At 52.4% G+C, this 19,447-nt stretch carries 17 protein-coding genes, 1 tRNA gene and 2 pseudogenes; 7 read left to right on the top strand and 13 right to left on the bottom strand.

The genetic code is table 11. The features are described from left to right. Positions 1-104 precede the first annotated feature (104 nt). Both rimO and QZ280_RS03805 read right to left on the bottom strand, forming a co-directional pair. Positions 105-1,496 (bottom strand): 30S ribosomal protein S12 methylthiotransferase RimO, encoded by a 1,392-nt coding sequence (gene rimO / locus QZ280_RS03810; protein ID WP_293441219.1) that lies wholly within the window; start codon positions 1,494-1,496, stop codon positions 105-107. A 270-nt stretch (positions 1,497-1,766) separates the two neighbouring features. Next, positions 1,767-3,177, bottom strand: a pseudogene (locus QZ280_RS03805) (FMN-binding glutamate synthase family protein); the annotation flags it as partial. Positions 3,178-3,446: 269 nt separating this feature from the next. On the opposite strand from QZ280_RS03805, the gene QZ280_RS03800 reads away from it, so the two are divergent. Beyond that, entirely contained in the window at positions 3,447-3,686 is a 240-nt protein-coding gene (locus tag QZ280_RS03800; protein ID WP_293441218.1) for a hypothetical protein, read from the top strand. A 100-nt stretch (positions 3,687-3,786) separates the two neighbouring features. Here the strand turns inward: QZ280_RS03800 and QZ280_RS03795 are convergent, their stop codons facing one another. Next, the gene (locus tag QZ280_RS03795; protein WP_293441217.1) at positions 3,787-4,443 is read right to left on the bottom strand and encodes an HAD family phosphatase; all 657 of its coding nucleotides are present in this window, start codon (positions 4,441-4,443) and stop codon (positions 3,787-3,789) included. A 116-nt stretch (positions 4,444-4,559) separates the two neighbouring features. Next, on the bottom strand, positions 4,560-7,178 hold the full coding sequence (clpB, locus tag QZ280_RS03790; protein ID WP_293441216.1) for an ATP-dependent chaperone ClpB: 2,619 nt from the start codon (positions 7,176-7,178) through the stop codon (positions 4,560-4,562). A gap of 226 nt (positions 7,179-7,404) precedes the next feature. Here clpB and QZ280_RS03785 point away from each other — a divergent pair, with 226 nt between their 5' ends. Continuing rightward, the gene (locus QZ280_RS03785; RefSeq protein ID WP_293441215.1) at positions 7,405-7,674 is read left to right on the top strand and encodes a hypothetical protein; all 270 of its coding nucleotides are present in this window, start codon (positions 7,405-7,407) and stop codon (positions 7,672-7,674) included. 65 nt (positions 7,675-7,739) lie between these two features. After that, positions 7,740-8,435 (top strand): orotidine-5'-phosphate decarboxylase, encoded by a 696-nt coding sequence (gene pyrF, locus QZ280_RS03780; protein ID WP_293441214.1) that lies wholly within the window; start codon positions 7,740-7,742, stop codon positions 8,433-8,435. A gap of 48 nt (positions 8,436-8,483) precedes the next feature. On the opposite strand, the gene QZ280_RS03775 is transcribed toward pyrF, so the two are convergent. Together QZ280_RS03775 and QZ280_RS03770 are read right to left on the bottom strand one after the other, a co-directional pair. Then, positions 8,484-8,756, bottom strand: a complete 273-nt coding sequence (locus QZ280_RS03775) for a hypothetical protein (protein ID WP_009829855.1) — start codon at positions 8,754-8,756, stop codon at positions 8,484-8,486. Continuing rightward, on the bottom strand, positions 8,756-9,652 hold the full coding sequence (locus tag QZ280_RS03770) for an SPFH domain-containing protein (protein ID WP_293441213.1): 897 nt from the start codon (positions 9,650-9,652) through the stop codon (positions 8,756-8,758). Before QZ280_RS03770 ends, QZ280_RS03775 begins: the two co-directional genes overlap by 1 nt. A 127-nt stretch (positions 9,653-9,779) precedes the next feature. Between QZ280_RS03770 and QZ280_RS03765 the strand changes: the two genes are divergently transcribed. Further along, positions 9,780-11,033, top strand: coding sequence for a DNA polymerase IV (locus tag QZ280_RS03765; protein ID WP_293441212.1), 1,254 nt, complete (start codon positions 9,780-9,782; stop codon positions 11,031-11,033). A 3-nt stretch (positions 11,034-11,036) separates the two neighbouring features. Here the strand turns inward: QZ280_RS03765 and QZ280_RS03760 are convergent, their stop codons facing one another. Then, the gene (locus QZ280_RS03760) at positions 11,037-11,900 is read right to left on the bottom strand and encodes an N-formylglutamate amidohydrolase (protein ID WP_293441211.1); all 864 of its coding nucleotides are present in this window, start codon (positions 11,898-11,900) and stop codon (positions 11,037-11,039) included. A gap of 152 nt (positions 11,901-12,052) precedes the next feature. Here QZ280_RS03760 and QZ280_RS03755 point away from each other — a divergent pair. The 3 genes from QZ280_RS03755 (at position 12,053) to QZ280_RS03745 (ending at position 13,036) form a co-directional block, all read left to right on the top strand. Beyond that, a tRNA-Val gene (locus QZ280_RS03755) sits at positions 12,053-12,127 on the top strand. Between the two features lie 71 nt (positions 12,128-12,198). Further along, the gene (gene ykgO / locus QZ280_RS03750) at positions 12,199-12,324 is read left to right on the top strand and encodes a type B 50S ribosomal protein L36 (protein ID WP_048864290.1); all 126 of its coding nucleotides are present in this window, start codon (positions 12,199-12,201) and stop codon (positions 12,322-12,324) included. 355 nt (positions 12,325-12,679) lie between these two features. Further along, positions 12,680-13,036: a hypothetical protein gene (locus QZ280_RS03745; RefSeq protein WP_293441210.1), complete on the top strand. Its 357-nt coding sequence runs from the start codon at positions 12,680-12,682 to the stop codon at positions 13,034-13,036. Positions 13,037-13,515: 479 nt separating this feature from the next. Here QZ280_RS03745 and QZ280_RS03740 read toward each other — a convergent pair whose 3' ends face one another. From QZ280_RS03740 to QZ280_RS03715, 6 genes and pseudogenes are all read right to left on the bottom strand, one after another. Continuing rightward, the gene (locus QZ280_RS03740; protein WP_293441209.1) at positions 13,516-14,712 is read right to left on the bottom strand and encodes a phenylacetate--CoA ligase family protein; all 1,197 of its coding nucleotides are present in this window, start codon (positions 14,710-14,712) and stop codon (positions 13,516-13,518) included. A 39-nt stretch (positions 14,713-14,751) separates the two neighbouring features. Further along, positions 14,752-15,576, bottom strand: a complete 825-nt coding sequence (locus QZ280_RS03735; protein WP_293441208.1) for an ABC transporter ATP-binding protein — start codon at positions 15,574-15,576, stop codon at positions 14,752-14,754. A gap of 70 nt (positions 15,577-15,646) precedes the next feature. Further along, positions 15,647-16,930 carry an ABC transporter substrate-binding protein gene (locus QZ280_RS03730; protein ID WP_293441207.1) on the bottom strand — a complete coding sequence of 428 codons (1,284 nt, stop codon included), beginning with the start codon at positions 16,928-16,930 and terminating at the stop codon, positions 15,647-15,649. 70 nt (positions 16,931-17,000) lie between these two features. Further along, a complete protein-coding gene (locus QZ280_RS03725; protein ID WP_293441206.1) occupies positions 17,001-18,077 on the bottom strand; it encodes a branched-chain amino acid ABC transporter permease in 1,077 nt (358 codons plus the stop codon). Between the two features lie 71 nt (positions 18,078-18,148). Beyond that, complete coding sequence (locus QZ280_RS03720; protein WP_293441205.1) at positions 18,149-19,135, bottom strand: branched-chain amino acid ABC transporter permease; 987 nt, start codon at positions 19,133-19,135, stop codon at positions 18,149-18,151. Between the two features lie 36 nt (positions 19,136-19,171). Continuing rightward, a pseudogene (locus QZ280_RS03715) lies at positions 19,172-19,447 on the bottom strand (ABC transporter ATP-binding protein); the annotation flags it as partial.

Below are 19,447 nucleotides of genomic sequence, written 5' to 3'. Positions count from 1 at the left end.
CTTCAGGATCACCATTTGAGCAAGCAGATACGGCACACAAACAGAATAAAAATCAGAGCCTTAGCAACATGGTTATTAACTAAGCAAGATTGGTTAGCAAAACCTTAAGCTTCTAAAACACCCCACAGATCATATTCGCCGGCTTCATCCACTGTGACCGTGACAATGTCGCCCAAGTTCAGCCCTTCGTAACCTTCATCGATAAACAGATTGCCATCAATCTCAGGCGCATCCGCCTTGGTACGACACGTCGCAGCTTCATCATCAATCTCGTCAACGATAACCTCCATGCGCGTGCCAACTTTCGCCGCCAGCTTTGCCTCTGAAATCGCTTGCGCTTTTTCCATGAAACGGTCCCAACGCTCTTGCTTAACCTCGCTTGGAACATGATCAGGCAAAGCATTGCTGCGTGCGCCCTCGACATTTTCGTACTGGAAACACCCAACACGATCGAGCTGCGCTTCATCCATCCAATCGAGCAATGTTTGGAACTCTTGCTCTGTCTCACCCGGATAGCCAACAATAAAGGTCGAGCGCAAAGTAATGTCAGGGCATGTCGCACGCCACGCGGTAATCTCGTCCAAGGTTTTCGACCCGGCCGCAGGGCGCGCCATACGTTTCAACACATCAGGATGCGCATGTTGGAAGGGGATATCGAGGTAGGGGAGCAAACCGTTCTCAGGATCGGCCATCAAAGGGATCAATTCGCGCACAGATGGGTAAGGATACACATAATGCAGCCGTACCCACGCGCCGAGCTTGCCAATTTCACGGCTTAGATCAGTGATATGCGAACGCACCTCACCATCTTTCCAAGGGTTCACATCATACTTGCGATCAAGGCCATATGCAGAGGTATCTTGAGAGATCACCAACAGCTCCTTCACGCCACTCTCCACCAGCTTTTCCGCTTCCCGCAGAACAGCATGGGCAGGCCGCGACGCAAGACGACCACGCATATCGGGAATAATGCAGAATTTACACTTGTGATTGCAGCCCTCCGAGATCTTAAGATAACTGTAATGCCGTGGTGTTAGCGATACGCCAGAGGCAGGCAGAAGATCCACAAACGGATCAGGCGATGGCGGCACCGCACTATGCACAGCGTCCAAAACCTGTTCGTATTGATGTGGACCAGTGACAGCCAAAATCTTTGGGTGATGTTCGCGAATATAGTCTGGCTCTGCCCCCAAACATCCTGTCACGATAACCTTGCCGTTCGCTTGCAAGGCCTCACCAATCGCATCAAGGCTTTCCGCCTTGGCGCTATCAAGAAATCCACAGGTGTTCACGATCACCGCATCTGCGCCCGAATAATCAGGCGAGATGCCATACCCTTCGGCGCGAAGCCGCGTCAGGATACGCTCGCTGTCGACCAAAGCCTTAGGGCAACCAAGGCTGACCATACCAATGCGGGGCTGGCCAGGACGCGCGGCGTCAGGCAGCTTGGCAGGAGGCGCTAGATCAGGGCGAAGCGAAGGAGGGTTCTGTGTCATGGCGCGCTCTATACGGGCAACTGCGTGCTAAGAGAAGGGAAACCGCACAAGCAACCTCTTGCCACTCTTCTGAAAGTGAGCGCCCATGGGTTGCAGTGGGGCAGCACCACGCATAGAATCACGAAAAACCAGGCGGAACAGCCAGATGAGTTTCTTGATCCAATTGGTCGTGATCGTCCTTGTGGCGGTCGCCATTGCTATTGTTGGCCTGTTAATGCTGCCCGGAGAAAAGATTGCGCGCATCGCTGCAGACCAGCTTAGCAAACAAACAGGATACAGATCCGACATCAACTCGGATCGCCCGTTGTCTTGCATCAAACGCACATGATGGCGGCGGAATTGGCGCGGTTCCGTCACACCCACGGAATGCGCGATGGTTTCGACCTCTTTGATCAGGCTTTTGGCATAGCGTGCGACACGCTTGTATTTGTCTTCCACTACCAGTCCTTTTGAAACCTCGGGTCATGTGTCGTGATGCCCGTCGGGCACGTATTCTTGTTGCACTTTAGCGCCTGAATGCAACCAAGCGAAAACATAAAGCCACGCGCAGACGTGACCAAATCAGCACCTGCTGCCAACGCCCATGCGAGATCGCCCGAATTCACCAACTTACCACTCGCAATGATGCGCACACGATCTTTCAAGCCCGCGCGATTACGCATATCCACGACCAAGGGCAGCGCCTCTCTGATCAACATGCCAACGAGATCAATCAGCGGCATTGGCGCTGCACCTGTACCTCCTTCACCACCGTCGATGGTAATAAAGTCAGGCGCTAACGCGGCGCCGCGCGCCGCGATCTCATCAAACAAACCTTGCATACTAGTTTCGGTTCCAACCACATTTTTGATGCCCACAGGCTTGCCTGTGACCTCGCGCATATGCGCGACGAAATTCAATAGATTACCCCAATCATCAATCTCAAGATGGCGGTTTGGGGACAAGCTATCACTGCCCTCTGGAATGCCCCTGATCTCAGCGATCTCCGCCGTCACTTTCGCCCCCGGAAGAATACCGCCCTTACCGGGTTTTGCAACTTGGGCGAGTTTCAATTCGAACATACGCACACTCTCATGAACAGCAGCCTTGCGCAGCTTGTCGTCACTCATACCGCCTTGCGCATCGCGCACACCATATTTGGCCGTGCCAATCTGAAAGACCACGTCACAGCCACCTTCCAAATGGAATGGGCTTAGCCCGCCCTCACCCGTGTTTAGCCAAACACCCACCTCTTTCGCACCGCGGCTTAACGCTTGCACCACCGGTTTTGAAATCGCGCCATACCTCATGCCCGATACTTTGAAAAAGCTGGGAGCAAGGTAGGGTGCGCGCGTTTCTGGTCCGATAACCAAAAGTTCAGAGCTAGAAAATGGATCATCGAGCGGTGGAAAAGCGGCATTCGCAAAGATCGGTGTACCAGTGACATTCAGACTACGGGTCGAGCCGAACGCAACGGTATTACCTTTGCCCTCGCCCGCGCGCTTCACCCATTCACGTTGTGCACGGTTAAACGGCAGTTCCTCACGATCCATCGCAACGAAATACTGCCAAAAGAACTCACCAAGCCTGGAAAAAAATGCCGGAAACGTCCAATGACAGGATAGTTACGTCTGATCGCGTCCTTCATCTGCAAGCGATCCAGCACGCAAATGACCAAGGCCACTAAAACGAGTATTCCAATCGTAAACGCAAAACCCCGTCAGCCTCCGCTGGTGAGGTTTTGTATTTTCAGGCGTGTTCCCGCACATATGCCCAGCTGGCTTGAGCTTAACTTGGCCTATATCGGCCAACCCCGTTTGGTGGTGCGAAACGCCGCTTAGGTAATTTGACAAAATGCGCAACTTCTGGCCAAAAAACGCATAGATACAGGCTAGGACTGCAAGATGCGGACCGATCTCACATCATTGCACTGCGCACATATTTGATGCGCGATACCAATGGAGACCACTCATGTACCTAAAAGCCGCACCCACACTCACGGCACTTTCCTTTGCAACAGCGAGCTTCGCAATGTCGGACGCCGACGCGAATGCCGACAAAATGCTAAGCATGGAAGAAATGAAAGCCGCCTATCCTGAAATCAGCGAAGACCAGTTCACATTGGCAAACGCGAATGGCGATGGCGCACTCACTGAGCAAGAACTTAAGGATGCTGTTGAGGCCGACGTTCTCCCTGATCTCGGCGGCTAAGACACAAAGTATCCGCGAGACCTTCCATCCAGGTTAACCCACTCACGCAGACGTCTGGATTGAAAGAAGGAGTGCAGGTCGTTGACGGCCTGCGCCCCTATTATTTTGTTAGCCCCAACAGTGCTAGTAAATCAGCCATATCGTTGAACAGAGCATCGCAAATCGTGGCGAGCCGTTCTTTGGGTGTTTCTGCGTAAAATCCATAGGTCCGCATACCAGCTGCAACACCTGCTTTCGCACCACTCGCACTATCTTCGATGACAACGCAGCGATCCGGTGAAACACCTGCATTCTTCGCGGCAAGTAAATACACATCTGGCGCGGGCTTTGGGTTTGGCACATCCTCACGCGAATAAATACGTCCTTTGAGCCGGTCTCTCAGCCCTGTACGCACCAATGTAACCTCCATTTTCGCATGAGGTCCGTTCGAGCCAATCGCATAAGGAACGCCAGCGGCGTCTAGCGCATCGAGAACCGCAATCGCACCTGGGACGGCTTCGACCTCAATCGCTAAGGCTGCATGCATTTCGGGGTAAATCTCGTCGAGCCAACTATCCGGCAACTTGGCACCCATATCGCGCGCAAGATCCATCACACCTTGCATCGTGCCACCCACGAACAAGCGCATGATCTCGTCAAGGGCGAGATCTAGACCATAGGTTTTTAAGTTTTCCTGAATCACGCGATTGGTGATGCCCTCGCTGTCGACGATCACGCCGTCGCAATCGAAAATTACCATGTCAGGGGGCATTTGCATGAAAACAGCCTCGTAGTTGGGGTTATGAGGCCGTTTTCTAATTTTGGCTGTGCAGTGTCAAAGCACGGTTTATGTCAGGATGTTGCCCTGCGTGCTAAGCACACAGGGCAATCGGATCAATGCACCACAGCATCTTCCGGACGCGGGCGATTGGTGCTCGCCACTTTGTCGCCGATGATCAACCCTTCCACTCCTGCGCTCACATCAATGGTCGCGCCATCGCCCACATCCCCCGCAAGCAACATTTCCGCAAATGGGTTCTGCAACGCGCGCTGGATCACACGCTTCAAAGGACGCGCGCCAAACACTGGGTCATAACCCTCATCGGCAAGCCATTTCTTCGCAGCATCGTCCAAATCAAGCGTGATCTTGCGCGAGACCAGACGTTTTGCGAGACGCTTGAGTTGGATTTCCACAATCCCAGCCATGTCACCCCGCGCAAGGCGATCAAAGATGATCGTCTCATCGAGGCGGTTCAAGAACTCTGGCCGGAAATGCGAACGCACAGCGTCGTTCACATCACGTTTCGCATCACTTGCATCAGCACCTTCAGGCAGCTGACTAAGCGCCTGCGCCCCAAGGTTAGAGGTGAGGATAATCAACGTTTGTTTGAAATCCACAGTGCGTCCCTGGCCATCGGTCAGCACACCATCATCGAGCACTTGCAAGAGCACGTTGAACACATCTGGATGCGCTTTTTCCACCTCATCAAAGAGCACGACCTGATACGGACGACGACGCACTGCTTCGGTCAATACGCCGCCCTCATCGTAGCCCACGTAGCCCGGAGGAGCACCAATAAGACGCGCGACTGAGTGTTTCTCCATGAACTCAGACATATCAATGCGCACCATCGCACTGTCGTCATCAAAGAGAAATTCTGCCACTGCTTTCGTTAGCTCAGTTTTCCCAACACCTGTTGGCCCAAGGAACAGGAACGAACCCAAAGGTCGATTCTCGTCATTCAAACCAGCGCGCGCACGACGCACGGCATTCGCAACCGAAGTTACCGCAGAATGTTGACCAATCACACGCCCATGCAGCGCATCTTCCATGCGCAACAGTTTGTCACGCTCGCCCTCAAGCATCTTCGACATCGGAATACCTGTCCAACGCTCAACCACGCTTGCGATCTGTTCAGGACGCACAGCTTCTTCGACCATAACGTCGCTGTCTTCACGGTTCTCCGCATCGCCAAGCATCTTCTCCAGCTCGGGTATCACACCATACGATAGTTCCCCCGCTTTCGCGAGATTGCCTTCGCGTTTGGCGATATCAAGATCGGCGCGTGCACGATCCAGCAGCTCTTTCATCTCGCGCGCGCCCGCGAGCTTGTCACGCTCTGCTTGCCACTGAACGGTCATCTCTGACGAACGTTCTTGCAAATCGGCAAGATCTTTCTCAAGCGCCTCAAGACGATCCTTTGAAGCCCGATCATCCTCAAGTTTCAGCGCTTCAGCCTCAATCTGCTTTTGCATAATTTCGCGATCCAGCGCGTCCAACTCTTCGGGTTTGCTATCCACTTCCATGCGCAGTCGGCTGCCTGCCTCATCCATCAAGTCGATGGCTTTGTCGGGCAAAAAGCGATCGGTGATATAGCGGTGCGAAAGGGTGGCAGCCGCCACCAGCGCGCTATCGGAAATGCGCACACCGTGGTGGAGTTCGTATTTTTCCTTGATGCCCCGCAGGATCGAAATGGTATCTTCGACTGTCGGCTCTTCCACCATGACAGGCTGGAACCGCCGCGCGAGCGCTGCGTCTTTTTCAACGTGCTTGCGATATTCGTCCAATGTCGTCGCACCAACGCAGTGCAATTCGCCACGTGCAAGAGCAGGTTTCAAAAGGTTTGACGCATCCATCGCACCATCGCCTTTGCCCGCGCCAACAAGCGTGTGCATCTCATCAATAAACAGGATGATTTCACCAGCGGCACTCGTCACCTCTGACAGGATCGCTTTCAAACGCTCTTCGAACTCACCGCGATATTTAGCACCCGCAATCAGTGCGCCCATATCAAGCGACATCAGTCGCTTGTTGCGCAAAGACTCTGGCACATCGCCATTAATGATGCGCAAGGCCAAACCTTCGGCAATCGCAGTTTTACCAACGCCGGGTTCCCCTATGAGCACAGGATTATTCTTGGTGCGACGCGACAAAACCTGCATGGCTCGGCGGATTTCTTCATCGCGACCAATAATCGGATCGATCTTGCCCTTCTCCGCCATCTCAGTCAGGTCCGTCGCGTATTTCTTAAGCGCATCATACCCGTCCTCAGCAGAAGCACTGTCCGCCGTGCGACCCTTACGAATATCGTTGATCGCTGTGTTCAGGCTCTGCGCTGAAACGGCGCCTGCCTCCAAGGCTTCGCGCGCTTTGGACTTCACCAAGGACAAAGCCTGCAAGATACGTTCGACAGGAACGAAACTATCGCCCGCTTTCTTCGCCAGCTTTTCCGCCTCGGCAAGCACTTTGCCCGTTTGACTATCCAAATAGGTTTGCCCCGCGTCTCCGCTGACTTTGGCGATCTTGGCAACAGTGGCATCAACCGCCTCGACAACACGCATAGGCGCACCGCCTGCACGGGAGATCAAATTGGAAGCCAACCCTTGGTCGTCATCCATTAGTGCTTTCAAAATATGTTCGGGTAGCAAACGCTGATGATCTTTGCTTTGTGCAATGGTTTGCGCCGCTTGGATGAAACCGCGCGAACGCTCTGTGAACGTGTTAAGGTCCATGTGTCGTACTCCTTATAAAGCACCCGACTGATCGTTCGCGCCTGCTATGCAGCACGCTTGGCGTCGGGCCTCATACTCAATGTGGGCAGTGCTCCATGCCGTATCAAGAGAAGCCTGCCACGTTATTAACGCACATTTGGACACATTTCGCCCAGATTCGCCGCTTTAAGGTTGTCAGAGATACAATGAGAGGCCTCAAAACGAGGCTCAAGCAGGAGTAGAGACAATGATGATCGTTAAGAGAATTGACGTAAGACCAATTCAGGAATTCACACCAGAAACAGGTGGCACCGGCAAAGTGTCCTTTATCACCAATTCAGGTGATATGATTTTTGGCTGCCAAGTCAAACCGGGCCGTGAAGCTGAGAAACGCAATCCTCTACTGGATTTCGTGTCCGAGGCGATGCGTCAAGTGCATCGTATGCCAGAATATCGTATCAGCAAATCTTACGTGAAATTTGCACCGGGTGTTTTGCCTGAGGGCTACGTGACTTAATCCCATTCACTTGACCTGCTGCCCCCTCCGCGCGATAGGAGGGCGACCCCAGCAGGAGACCCAGAATGTCCGATGATCGCTTAATCGTCGCCCTTGATGTGCAAAATGCCATCGACGGACTGAAAATGGCCGAAACCTTGGGCGACACAGTGTCGTTCTACAAGATCGGCTTGGGCATGTTGACAGGTGGCGGGCTTGCGCTCGCTAACGAGCTGAAAGGCGAAATGGGCAAGCGTATCTTTCTAGATATGAAGCTGTTCGATATCAGTGCAACAGTCGAAGCGGCTGTGCGCGGACTTGCGCAGTTCGATCTGGATTTTCTGACCGTCCATGGTGATCCACATGTGATCCGCGCCGCGAAAGAGGGCGCGTCTGGTACAAACCTTAAAATTTTGGGCGTAACCATTCTAACATCATTGGATCGCGCTGATCTGGATGATTGCCTGATCCGCGACGGCGCTGTTCCTGATCTGGTGATCGATCGTGCGGGGCGCGCGTTTGAAGCTGGCGCAGACGGGATCATTTCCTCCCCACAAGAAGCAGCAGCTATTCGCGCACTGCCAGAATCCCAAGGTCGTTTGATCGTCACCCCCGGTGTACGCCCTGCGGGTGCGGCCTCTGGTGATCAAAAACGCATCGCTACGCCTTCAAGCGCCATTTCAAACGGCGCTGATCATATCGTTGTGGGACGCCCCGTTCGCGACGCAGATGATCGCAAGGCAGCAGCCCAAGCAATTCTGGACGAACTGACGACTGTATAAGCGACGCGAGGTCGCCTTGTGTGCTCAGCACGCAAAGCCACCGAACCGTCAGTCGTTGATGTCTTCGTCCCAGACCTTCACTTGCCCGCGACGCACTCCCAACAGTTGGCGCAACGCGATCCACGAGATCAACGACACAACTGCGAACACAAGGAATGTCATAGGCAGGCTAAGGCTGATCGCAGATCCGCCGATCAATAGAATTAGGCCCACCAAAGCAGCGCCAATCGCAAAGCCCAAGAAGATAAAGCTTGGCGCAAAAACTTCTAAAATTGCCAAGCCCACAGCCGCGATCATCCAAAATACCCAAGAGGTCCACACTACTTGGACCCTCCTTTTAACATCTTGAACGCATCACCAAACGCATCCATGGCGCTCGACGGTACAACAACCGTTTGCGATCCTGAGCTACTGCCAAGCGCCGTCAAAGCCTCCACCTGTTTAAGCGCAACCTGATACTGCGCCGCTTCCATACCATTGTTCGCAATCGCAGACGCAACGACGCCAGTGGCGTATGCTTCCGCATCGGCTTCGATCCGGCGGGCTTTGGCGATTTGTTCAGCCGCATACAATTCCGCATCCGCAGCAAGCTCGACAGATCGCTTCGCGCCCTCTGCCTCTGTAACTTGTGCGCGACGCGCGCGTTCTGCATTGAGTTGCTGCAACATCGCATCACGGGTCGCTTGATCGAGGTTCACATCCAAAAGCTCTGCACGGGTCACTTCGATACCCCAATCATCCACCGCGCTTTCAACCAACTTCTTAATCTGTGAAATCAATTGCGAGCGGTTCGATTGAACCTCATCAAGCTCCATCGTACCAATTTCAGAACGCACCATACCTGCCACTGTCGTCGCAATCGCACCATCCACATCACGAATACGATACACTGTCTTTTCAGGCTCTAGAATGCGGTAGAACACTGACGTTTCCACCTGTACTAACACGTTATCCGCAGTGATCGCATCCTGTGTGGCATTCGGCAGTTGGCGTTCTAAGATAGAAATCTTATGCGCCACTTTGTCCAGAAACGGCACGATCAAGTTGATTCCTGGCCCCAGCACGGACCGCAAACGGCCAAAGCGCTCTACAACAAATTTTTCCGATTGCGGAACGATCCGCACACCGAGCATAATACAAATAATGATGAATGCTGCGAGCAGTACAATAAACGTGTTCTCGCTTAGAAACTGAAGGGCCAACTGGTCCAATGACATAACTTTCTCCCAAAAACCTTCGCTACATATAAGCAGTCTCGGGCGAAAGTACAAAGGTTGCCTGTTTGCTCTCAAGCAGTGCCCCGCGTACTCTCTCTACTTGAATTCCTCTAAACCGAGACGGTCCATGCCCGCACTTTGCAGAGATTGCCTGACAGACTTCGAACGTGGCAACCGTTGCCCGTCCTGTCGCTCTGCGCGCGTGATTTCGCATCCTGAGCTTATGACACTTTCCATCGCTCACATGGATTGTGACGCTTTCTATGCGAGCGTGGAAAAGCGTGACGATCCGACACTTGCAGACAAGCCTGTTATCATAGGCGGCGGGCGGCGCGGTGTTGTCTCAACGGCTTGCTATGTGGCGCGCATCAAGGGCGTGCGCTCTGCGATGCCAATGTTTCAAGCGTTGAAGCTATGCCCCGATGCGGTCGTAATCAAACCGCGCATGTCTGCCTATGTCGACGCTTCCAAAGCAGTAAAAGCGATGATACTGGAATTGACACCCGCCATTGAACCCCTTTCCCTTGATGAGGCGTTCATGGACCTGCGCGGCACCCAGCGCCTTCACGGCGCACCGCCAGCCGTCATGCTTGCGCATTTGATCAAGCGAATGCGCAGCGAGGTGGGCATCACCGGATCTATTGGTCTGTCGCACAACAAGTTCCTCGCAAAAGTTGCCTCTGATCTGGACAAACCTCACGGGTTTTCTGTGATTGGCCAAGCCGAAACGCATGAATTTTTAGCCGGTAAACCAGTGCGCATGATCTGGGGTGTCGGCCCTGCTGCACAGGCCTCGCTGGAGAAGGTTGGCATTCGCACGTTTGATGATCTTTTGCGCTGGGACAAAGCAGATCTTGTGGCGCGTTTTGGCGGAACGGGGGAGCGCCTTTTCCACATTGCGCGCGGCGAAGACTTTAGACGGGTCTCTGCACATGCCCCTATGAAAAGTATTTCCAAGGAAACAACATTTAACACTGACACGTCCGACTTGGATATTCTTGATGGTCATATTTGGCGGCTGTCCGAACAGGTCGCGGATCGTGCGAAAGCCAAGGAACTTGCGGGGCGCGTCGTAACACTGAAACTCAAACGCGCAAATTTCACACAAATCACACGGCGCATTTCTCTGCGCGAACCTACGCAAATGACGGATCGCGTGTACCGCGAAGCGCGTGCGCTTTTTGACGCTCTGGGCGATCAAGGTCCATATCGTTTGATTGGCACGGGGCTGTCGGATCTGTCCAAAGCGGATAGGGCGGATTTAAGCGGTGATTTGCTCGACCCTGACGCAGAGCGACGCAGCAAAGCCGAACGAGCAACAGATAAAATCAGGGCTCGCTTTGGCAGTGATGCGATCGTAAAAGGTCGGTCTTTGCGCTAGGCTTTATTCGGCTGCGACAGGCATCAAAGTGCCACGGCTAAGGTCACATACCTCGACAAGAACCTCGGTCACAGCGCGCTTCACATCTGCGAAGCTTGCGCTTTTGGTTAAGGTCTGTTCATTCATATAAATCGCCCGATCAATCTCGATCTGGATGGCGTGCTGATTTCGGGCGGGCCGACCATAGGTTTTCGTCACGTAAGCCCCCGCGAACGGCGTGTTGCGCGCCAATTTGAAGCCTGCGTTGGCGAATGCGGCCTCGACGCGGTCGACGATGTCGCTACTTGCGGAAGCCCCGAAGCGATCACCGAGTACGACATCGGGGCGATTTTTCTTCAACCCACCAAAATTCTCAAGCGCCTCGTGTGGCATGGAATGGAAATCAAGCAAAAGGGCGGTGCCAAATTTCGCGCGCGCGTCTTGCAGTAAACTCGCCAACTGATCGTGATACGGATGCCAATAATCGTGCAACCGCTTGCGCGCTTCGGCTTGGCTTAGTTTGCCACGATAAATCGCACGGCTGTTCGCAACAACACGTGGTATGACACCAAGTCCCGAAGCCACACGTGGGTTATGCCCCACCTTCTTCACACCATCTATCAAGGCAGGATCAAGCTCGTCATCGCTTCGGTTTAGATCCACAAAAGCACGTGGCACGGTCGCTGTTAGCAAAGGCGCACCGAAACAAGGCGTGTCTTCAATCAACACATCAACGAAAGCGTCCTCCGAGGAACGCATCGCGAGGTCACTTAAGTCTGAGCGACGCATAAACGACCATGCATACTCGCGCCCGCTGTGCGGGGATGCGCAAACGACACTAGAGGTGAGTGTGTCCGGCCGCATGAGTTGAAAGCTGGATCGTGGCATGAATGCTCCTGTTACTCATCTTGTTATAGAACGAATGTTTGAAATGCCAAAAGCCCTTGATCCCGTGTGCGACTCCTTTTATAGCCCCCATTACTGACGCGGGATTTTGCGTTCCAATTTTGTTTGGGGCAACGGTTTCGTAAAGGTTTCATGGGCGATTAGCTCAGCGGTAGAGCACTTCGTTGACATCGAAGGGGTCACAAGTTCGATCCTTGTATCGCCCACCATGAATTTATTTGCCCAATTTCGGGCGTTAACCACCGAGGCGCAATCAGCGCCGCGTAAGAGGAGAAGACCTATGAAGGTTAAAAACTCGCTCCGCTCGCTGAAGTCGCGTCACCGCGACTGCCGTGTTGTGCGCCGTAAGGGCCGTGTTTATGTGATCAACAAAACACAGCCTCGCTTCAAGGCCCGTCAGGGTTAAGAACAATTAGCTGTTAGAATTAGGATGGGCCGTCTCTTGCGAGGCGGCCTTTTCTTTTTGTGAGGTGAGTACGTACTTGATATTATATAACAGCCATTATCGGCTTTCGATCCTATCTTGACATGGCGGATATCAATCACTCTGATCCAAGAGAGCGCAGTAAAGGGATATTTTTCTGAAATTCATTGTATTTATCGTCGCATTTTCACTGGCTGGTTTGCCATCGTTTACAGACAGTAAACTACTCGAAGTACAAAAAATTCTGGCGAGTCTTAAGCTAGAAGTTGGGCGTCCAGACGGTGCTTGGGGATCCCGAACCGAGAAAGCTCTCACATATTTCCTCAACCATAGAAATATGGATTTTGATGGTGAATTTTCGCAAAATGAATATCTCGAGGTTGTCGAGCAAGCAAAATATATTGCCCCCGAAGCGTCCAGGTTGAAGTTATGTAAAAAGGGAAGGTTCCCTAGAAAAAATTCATTTGAAAGATCATCAGAAGATACTTCAAAATTTACAGTACGAATTCAGTCTGGGGACTATGATGGTGCAGACTATACATCAAAAGAAGCAAGAAATAGTGTCTTCAGTTCAGCGAAGTTTATCAACTTTATTAAGCAGCGAGCGGAATTGAGAAACTGCCGTAATATTGCATATGGCAAAACATACGCATTAGATTTTGATGTCAAGGTATCTCATTTCAGCGCGGATTAGATTTTTCAGATCCATGCAGGCCGTTCGCAACAGTTCAGCGAATTTGACCGCTTATCAAGACGCAATCAGATTGATCGTGGGGCAAGAATTCAACAATGTCGCAGTATACCGAGGGGATTGGCTAAACGAATGGCTTAGTTTCCGCATCGTGTTTCGCGCAGGTCGAGCTGACAAGACATTCTTTCGCTTCTATGTAAATGGTGAAGAAACGTTCACCACTGAAGAGCGAAATGCTTCTTACACCTACTCCAAGAAGGGCGCGAATCTTTCGTTTGGTCTTTATAGAGGAAAGAACCCGAACTCTGTCGAGGCGTCTTATCGGAACATTAAGTTGTCAAAAGGGGATCTAGGACAGCCATAGTGCAAGTCGGGTTTTTAGGGTCTTATTCCCCTCAAACGTGCATCACATAAAACCCGTTACCCCACGTTCAACATTTGTTATTGGCAGCTATCTCGCGGAAAGGTTGACGCGTAACGGTTCAATCGTAGCGACGGCAATCTTCAATCACCAGACCGTCGCGTGGCAGCTCACCAATGCTGACCACTTCAATCGCGCCCTTCATCTTCAAGGTCGATTGCACGGCGCTTTCAAATGCACTCGCATCAGTTGTGGCGCTTTCAATCTGCACCGTCAGGACATCTTTTTCTGCTTCACGGCTCGCCACTACGCGCGCGCGCACGATGCCTTCATGGCTCGCTACCAGATCAGCAACCTGTTCAGGACGCACGAACATACCTTTGATCTTGGTCGTTTGATCAGCGCGACCCATCCAGCCTGTGATGCGCATATTCGTGCGGCCGCATGGCGAGGTGCCTGTCATGACAACACTGAGATCGCCTGTCGCAAAGCGAATAAGCGGGTAGTCGGGGTTCAGCGATGTGACGATGACTTCGCCAACTTCGCCCGGCTCAACTGGGATGCCTGTGCCAGGGGTGACGATTTCTAGGATGATGCCTTCATCCACGATCATGCCTTCTTGCGCTTGGCTTTCATAGGCCACGTTGCCAAGGTCTGCAGTCGCGTAATTTTGCAGGCAGAGAATACCACGGTCTGCATACTCGGCGCGCAAGCTCGGGAAGAGCGCGCCGCCGCCAACAGCAGCTTTGGTGATGCCAAGCGCAACGCCCATCTCATCGGCCTTATCGAGGATCACCTTAAGATAGTCTGGAGTACCAGCATAAGCAGTCGACCCAACGTCCTTAGCGGCGCGCACTTGCAATTCGGTTTGACCCGTTCCCGCAGGAACTACAGTCGCGCCGACAGCGCGTGCGCCATTCTCGAAGATAGAGCCAGCAGGGGTCAAATGATAGCCGAAGCAGTTCTGAACAATGTCACCTTTTCCAATACCAAGCGCATGCAAGAAACGACCAATACGCCACCAATCATGGGTGATGCCTCCGGGTTCATAGATCGGACCTGGAGATTGAAAGATATGCGCAACGTTAGAAGTGTTGATGCCACCAAAAGGCGGCTTTTCTACCTGCCATTTCAGCAGTTCGGACTTGCGCAAAATAGGAAGTTTCGCGAGATCGTCGATACCAGCAACACCGCTTGCATCCAGACAATTTCCGTCTGCACTGGTCGCGCACGCGAGTTGCTCCATCAACGCGGCGCTTTGCTGTGTGGCGCGCTCATCAGCGGAGCGTGTCTCAAGCGTGTCGAAATAATTGGTCATGAAGGGCAGCTCACTAATGGAAGGGATGTTAGGGGCGGATCAGCTCAGCCAACGCTTGCGACGACGGTAAGAGCGCACATCTCGGAACGACTTGCGGCCCTCATCGGACATGCCGAGATAAAACTCCTTCACATCAGGGTTTTCGCGCAGCTCTGCAGCAGGACCATCCATGACTACGCGACCGCTCTCTAGAATATAACCGTAATGCGCATAGCGCAGAGCGACGTTGGTGTTCTGCTCCGCAAGTAAAATGGTTACGCCTTGCTCTTCGTTGATCTTTTTCACAATCTCGAAAATCTGTTCAACAAGTTGCGGTGCGAGACCCATGGAAGGCTCATCTAGTAGAACCGTTTCAGGGCGCGACATCAATGCACGACCCATCGCAACCATCTGCTGCTCACCACCAGAGGTATAGCCCGCTTGCGATTTGCGGCGTTCTTTCAAACGTGGGAAGTAATCATAAACCATCTCAAGATCAGCAGCGATAGCGCCCTTGCCGTCCTTGCGTGTGTAGGCCCCTGTGAGCAAATTTTCCTCAACGGTAAGGTGCTCAAAACAGTGACGGCCCTCCATCACCTGAATAACACCAGAACTTACAAGATCAGCAGGATCGCGCCCTGCAAGATCAGCGCCGCGATAACTAACAGAGCCTTTGGTGATGTCACCGCGCTCCGATTTCAGCAGGCCGGAAATGGCTTTCAAGGTCGTTGTTTTGCCAGCGCCATTGCCACCTAGCAAGGCAACAATTCCGCCTTTGGGCACGGACAGGCTCACGCCTTTCAACACAAGGATCACGTGGTTGTAGATCACTTCAATGTTGTTCACTTCGAGCAGTTTTTCTGTCGTCGGAGCAGAATCTAGCATGTTAAACGCCTGTCATAAATTTCGGTTAGGATGGTCCGGCAAACGCGATGCCTGCCGGACCAAGAGGAGTTTAGTTACAACGACCTTCGATAGCGTTTTCGTCGGCATACGCCTTTGAATCAGCCATGATCAACGGCTCAATAATTGCATTGTCGGACGCCTCAAATTCAGAGACTAAAGACCAGCTCTGCGCTGCTGCATCCCACTGAGAAACCGCCGCCATGCCACCGCCACCGTGGTTTTCACAAGTCACTTGGAACTCAGGACCAAAGCCTGGCAATCCAGCTGCGGCCATGACTGCCTCATCAATCTTCAATGCTTCCATCGCATCGCGCATCATTGCTGGCGTTATGTCCTTCGTACCGTTTGCAGCTTGAGCAGCTTTCGCAGCTTCAGCGGCCAAGAATGCAGCGTAGACACCACGATTGTATAGGACTGTACCGATTTGATCACCCGCACCTGCAGCTTTGCCAGTGTCTAAAACGTGTTTCTGGATATCCGCAAAAACTGGAAAGTCGTTGCCTACGTTATGAAACTGTAGCGCCTTATAGCCGTTCGCGCCGTCGCCAGCGGGAATTACGTCAAGCTCGGCTCCAGACCACCAGATGCCCATGAAGTTCTCCATTGGGAAACGGATGTTTGAGGCTTCCTGAACAGCCACTTGGTTCATAACACCCCAGCCCCAGAACAGAACGTAATCAGGACGCTCGCGTCGAATTTGAAGCCACTGCGATTTTTGTTCCTGTCCAGGATAGTCAATTGCGATGGTGTTCAGAGAGAAGCCCTCTTGCGCAGATAGTGCCTCAAGCGTCGGAATCGGTTCTTTTCCGTATGCACCATTGAAATGCAAAAGCGTGATTTTTTTGCCCTCAAGCGAACCGCCCGCTTGCTTTTTGAAGTGGTTGACACCGACTGAGGCACCATCCCAGTAATTGACGGGATAGTTGAAGACATGGCTGAATACTTTACCATTTTTAGCAGAAGTACGACCGTAACCCATGGAGTGAATTGGGATGCCATCAGCAGTAGCTTTAGGAATCAACTGGTAAGTTATTCCAGTCGAAAGCGGTTGATAAACCAAAGCGCCTTCGCCCTTTGTAGACTCGTAACACTCAACGCCTTTTTCAGTGTTATAGGCTGTTTCGCATTCCAATAGTCTCGCTGGAATACCACCGATACCACCATCACGCTCGTTCAATAGTGTGAAGTAATCCGCATAGCCGTCTGCGAATGGAATTCCTCCAGCCGCGAACGGACCTGTACGATAAGAAAGTGATGGGAACACAAGATCTGCCATAGCAGGGCCTGCGGCCATCAGCGCTGTGAGCGCCATTGTTGTTAGTTTCATCTTCATCGGGGTTTTCCTCCCATGGTTAGTCCGATGTGTGGGGCATTCGCCCCTTATTGTTCTTTGGCCCCGCGCTTTAATGCGGGAAGGGCCAAAGGCGTAATTTCTCTTTCGCAACGCGCCAAAGTTGGGCGATGCCATGCGGCTCTGCAATCAAGAAGATAATGATAAGCGCGCCGACAATGATCAACTGAATGTGCGCAACGATGTCTGTGGGCCAGCCGAACATATCCACGCCAACGAGCTTCAGCGCAACTGGCAGAAGCACAAGAAAGGCAGCACCAGCAAAGGAGCCGAAGATAGAACCAAGGCCACCAATGATAATCATGAACAGAACAAGAAAAGACTTTTGAATGCCAAAACTATCACCTGCTTCGGCTGCGCCAAGATAGACTGCAAAGAACAGCGCGCCAGAGATGCCAATGAAGAAACCAGACACTGCAAAAGCACTCAGCTTCGCTTTCAGCGGGTTCACCCCAATAATCTCCGCCGCAATATCCATATCGCGGATCGCCATCCACTTGCGCCCTTGCATCCCACGCGTGAGATTACGCGCGATAATCGCACTGATAGCCAAAAAGACGAGGCAGAACAGATAGGTCGCCCAAGCGTCGGTGTTCGCACCCGTTACAGGCACGCCAAATACAGTGCGCTCCGGTGCGTTGATCTGACCAGAGGCAGAATAGTTGTAGAACCAGCTGACCTTATTAAAGAGCCAGACGAGAAAGAACTGCGCAGCAAGGGTCGCAACAGCCAAATAGAAGCCCTTAATCCGAAGAGACGGCAAACCGAACGCAGTGCATACAATCGCAGTAATACCCCCGGCCGCAATCACATGGAAAAAGATGTTCACTTCTGGAAATGCCGTCATCAACTTATAGCAGGCATAGGCACCCACGGCCATAAAGCCGCCGGTCCCCAGCGAAACTTGTCCGCAATACCCTGTCAGAATGTTCAACCCGATTGCCGCAATCGAATAGATAAGGAACGGCAATAAAAACGCGTTCGCCCAATAATCATTGATCAGGAATGGAATGACCCCAAAGGCAACCGCCAAAACCACATAGTAGCGATAACGATCAAACTTGATCGGAAAGGTCTGATTGTCATCAGTGTAGGACGTCTTGAAATCGCCAGCTTCACGATAAAACATAAAAAACGTCCTTCATCTTGCCAATAAACTCTAGAGGGGTCGCACTTACGACGGGGGAAAAGCCCCCTCTTCTATACCCTCTCAATGATCTTCTCCCCGAATAGGCCTTGCGGGCGGAACACCAGAAAGATCAGGGCAAGCACATACGCAAACCAGTTCTCAGTCGCGCCACCAACCATCGGGCCAATCGCGAACTCAAACAACTTCTCGCCAACGCCGATAATAAGACCACCGACAATCGCTCCGGGAATAGACGTAAATCCACCCAGCATGAGAACAGGGAGCGCTTTGAGTGCGATCAAGGAAAGCGAGAATTGCACCCCCGATTTCGTTCCCCACATTATCCCTGCCACCAAAGCGACGAAACCCGCAACAGACCAGACCATGATCCAGATAAAGTTGAGCGAAACACCCACGGACAAAGCCGCTTGGTGATCATCCGCGACAGCCCGCATTGCGCGGCCCTCTTTGGAGTACTGCGAGAAGATCACAAGACCACCAACCAAAAGCGCGGCAATCACGGTCGCCACGATATCAAGGTTGTCGATAAAGAAACCGTAGTCAAAGATGTTGAACGTATAGCTATCAATCGCCTCGTTGATGCCCTGCGGCAGACCAACATCGAGCTTCTTGATCTCCGAATTCCACATCAAATCGCCCACGCCCTCAAGGAAGTAGGCAAGACCGATGGTAGCCATGAACAGGATAATCGGCTCCTGCCCGACCAAGTGACGAAAGATATATTTCTGCACAGCCCAAGCAAACAGCACCATGACGGCGACAGTTAATATGATCGCAAGCAGCGCTGGCACTGTCCATCCAAAGTAGTGCACATCCGTGCCAAAGATCGCGTTGATCACGTGCGCGAAAGGCACTTGGCCCTTCATGATGCCCACCAGGGTCATCGCCGAAAACAGCGCCATAACCCCTTGGGCATAGTTGAAAATACCAGATGCTTTGAAGATCAAAACAAAGCCCAAAGCGACAAGTGCATACAGCACGCCTGCCATCAAGCCATTGAGGAACACTTCCATCGCAAAGACGAGTTGTTCGGGCATCACATCGCCTCCATTTTAAGTCGCGGGCAGATAAAATCAGTCATGAGCCACCCCTAAATACGCATCAATCACAGCTTGGTTGTTGCGAATATCACTCGGTGTGCCGTCACCAATCTTCTTGCCGTAATCCATCACAACAATGCGGTCAGAGAGGTCCATAACAACGCCCATGTCGTGTTCGATCAACGCGATCGTGGTGCCAAATTCGTCGTTCACATCCAGAATAAAGCGGCTCATGTCCTCTTTTTCCTCAACATTCATACCCGCCATTGGCTCATCCAGAAGCAAGATCGACGGCTCCGAGACAAGCGC

Source organism: Planktotalea sp. (assembly GCF_018607995.1).
Classification (GTDB): Bacteria; Pseudomonadota; Alphaproteobacteria; order Rhodobacterales; family Rhodobacteraceae; genus Planktotalea.
This window is presented reverse-complemented; position numbering and strand designations above follow the sequence as displayed.

What these genes read in the sequence shown, in the direction of transcription:
- rimO (WP_293441219.1), bottom strand. Translation starts at nt 1,496, where the DNA reads ATGACACAGAACCCTCCTTCGCTTCGCCCTGATCTAGCGCCTCCTGCC.
- QZ280_RS03800 (WP_293441218.1), top strand. Translation starts at nt 3,447, where the DNA reads ATGTACCTAAAAGCCGCACCCACACTCACGGCACTTTCCTTTGCAACA.
- QZ280_RS03795 (WP_293441217.1), bottom strand. Translation starts at nt 4,443, where the DNA reads ATGCAAATGCCCCCTGACATGGTAATTTTCGATTGCGACGGCGTGATC.
- clpB (WP_293441216.1), bottom strand. Translation starts at nt 7,178, where the DNA reads ATGGACCTTAACACGTTCACAGAGCGTTCGCGCGGTTTCATCCAAGCG.
- QZ280_RS03785 (WP_293441215.1), top strand. Translation starts at nt 7,405, where the DNA reads ATGATGATCGTTAAGAGAATTGACGTAAGACCAATTCAGGAATTCACA.
- pyrF (WP_293441214.1), top strand. Translation starts at nt 7,740, where the DNA reads ATGTCCGATGATCGCTTAATCGTCGCCCTTGATGTGCAAAATGCCATC.
- QZ280_RS03770 (WP_293441213.1), bottom strand. Translation starts at nt 9,652, where the DNA reads ATGTCATTGGACCAGTTGGCCCTTCAGTTTCTAAGCGAGAACACGTTT.
- QZ280_RS03765 (WP_293441212.1), top strand. Translation starts at nt 9,780, where the DNA reads ATGCCCGCACTTTGCAGAGATTGCCTGACAGACTTCGAACGTGGCAAC.
- QZ280_RS03760 (WP_293441211.1), bottom strand. Translation starts at nt 11,900, where the DNA reads ATGCCACGATCCAGCTTTCAACTCATGCGGCCGGACACACTCACCTCT.
- ykgO (WP_048864290.1), top strand. Translation starts at nt 12,199, where the DNA reads ATGAAGGTTAAAAACTCGCTCCGCTCGCTGAAGTCGCGTCACCGCGAC.
- QZ280_RS03745 (WP_293441210.1), top strand. Translation starts at nt 12,680, where the DNA reads ATGGATTTTGATGGTGAATTTTCGCAAAATGAATATCTCGAGGTTGTC.
- QZ280_RS03740 (WP_293441209.1), bottom strand. Translation starts at nt 14,712, where the DNA reads ATGACCAATTATTTCGACACGCTTGAGACACGCTCCGCTGATGAGCGC.
- QZ280_RS03735 (WP_293441208.1), bottom strand. Translation starts at nt 15,576, where the DNA reads ATGCTAGATTCTGCTCCGACGACAGAAAAACTGCTCGAAGTGAACAAC.
- QZ280_RS03730 (WP_293441207.1), bottom strand. Translation starts at nt 16,930, where the DNA reads ATGAAGATGAAACTAACAACAATGGCGCTCACAGCGCTGATGGCCGCA.
- QZ280_RS03725 (WP_293441206.1), bottom strand. Translation starts at nt 18,077, where the DNA reads ATGTTTTATCGTGAAGCTGGCGATTTCAAGACGTCCTACACTGATGAC.
- QZ280_RS03720 (WP_293441205.1), bottom strand. Translation starts at nt 19,135, where the DNA reads ATGCCCGAACAACTCGTCTTTGCGATGGAAGTGTTCCTCAATGGCTTG.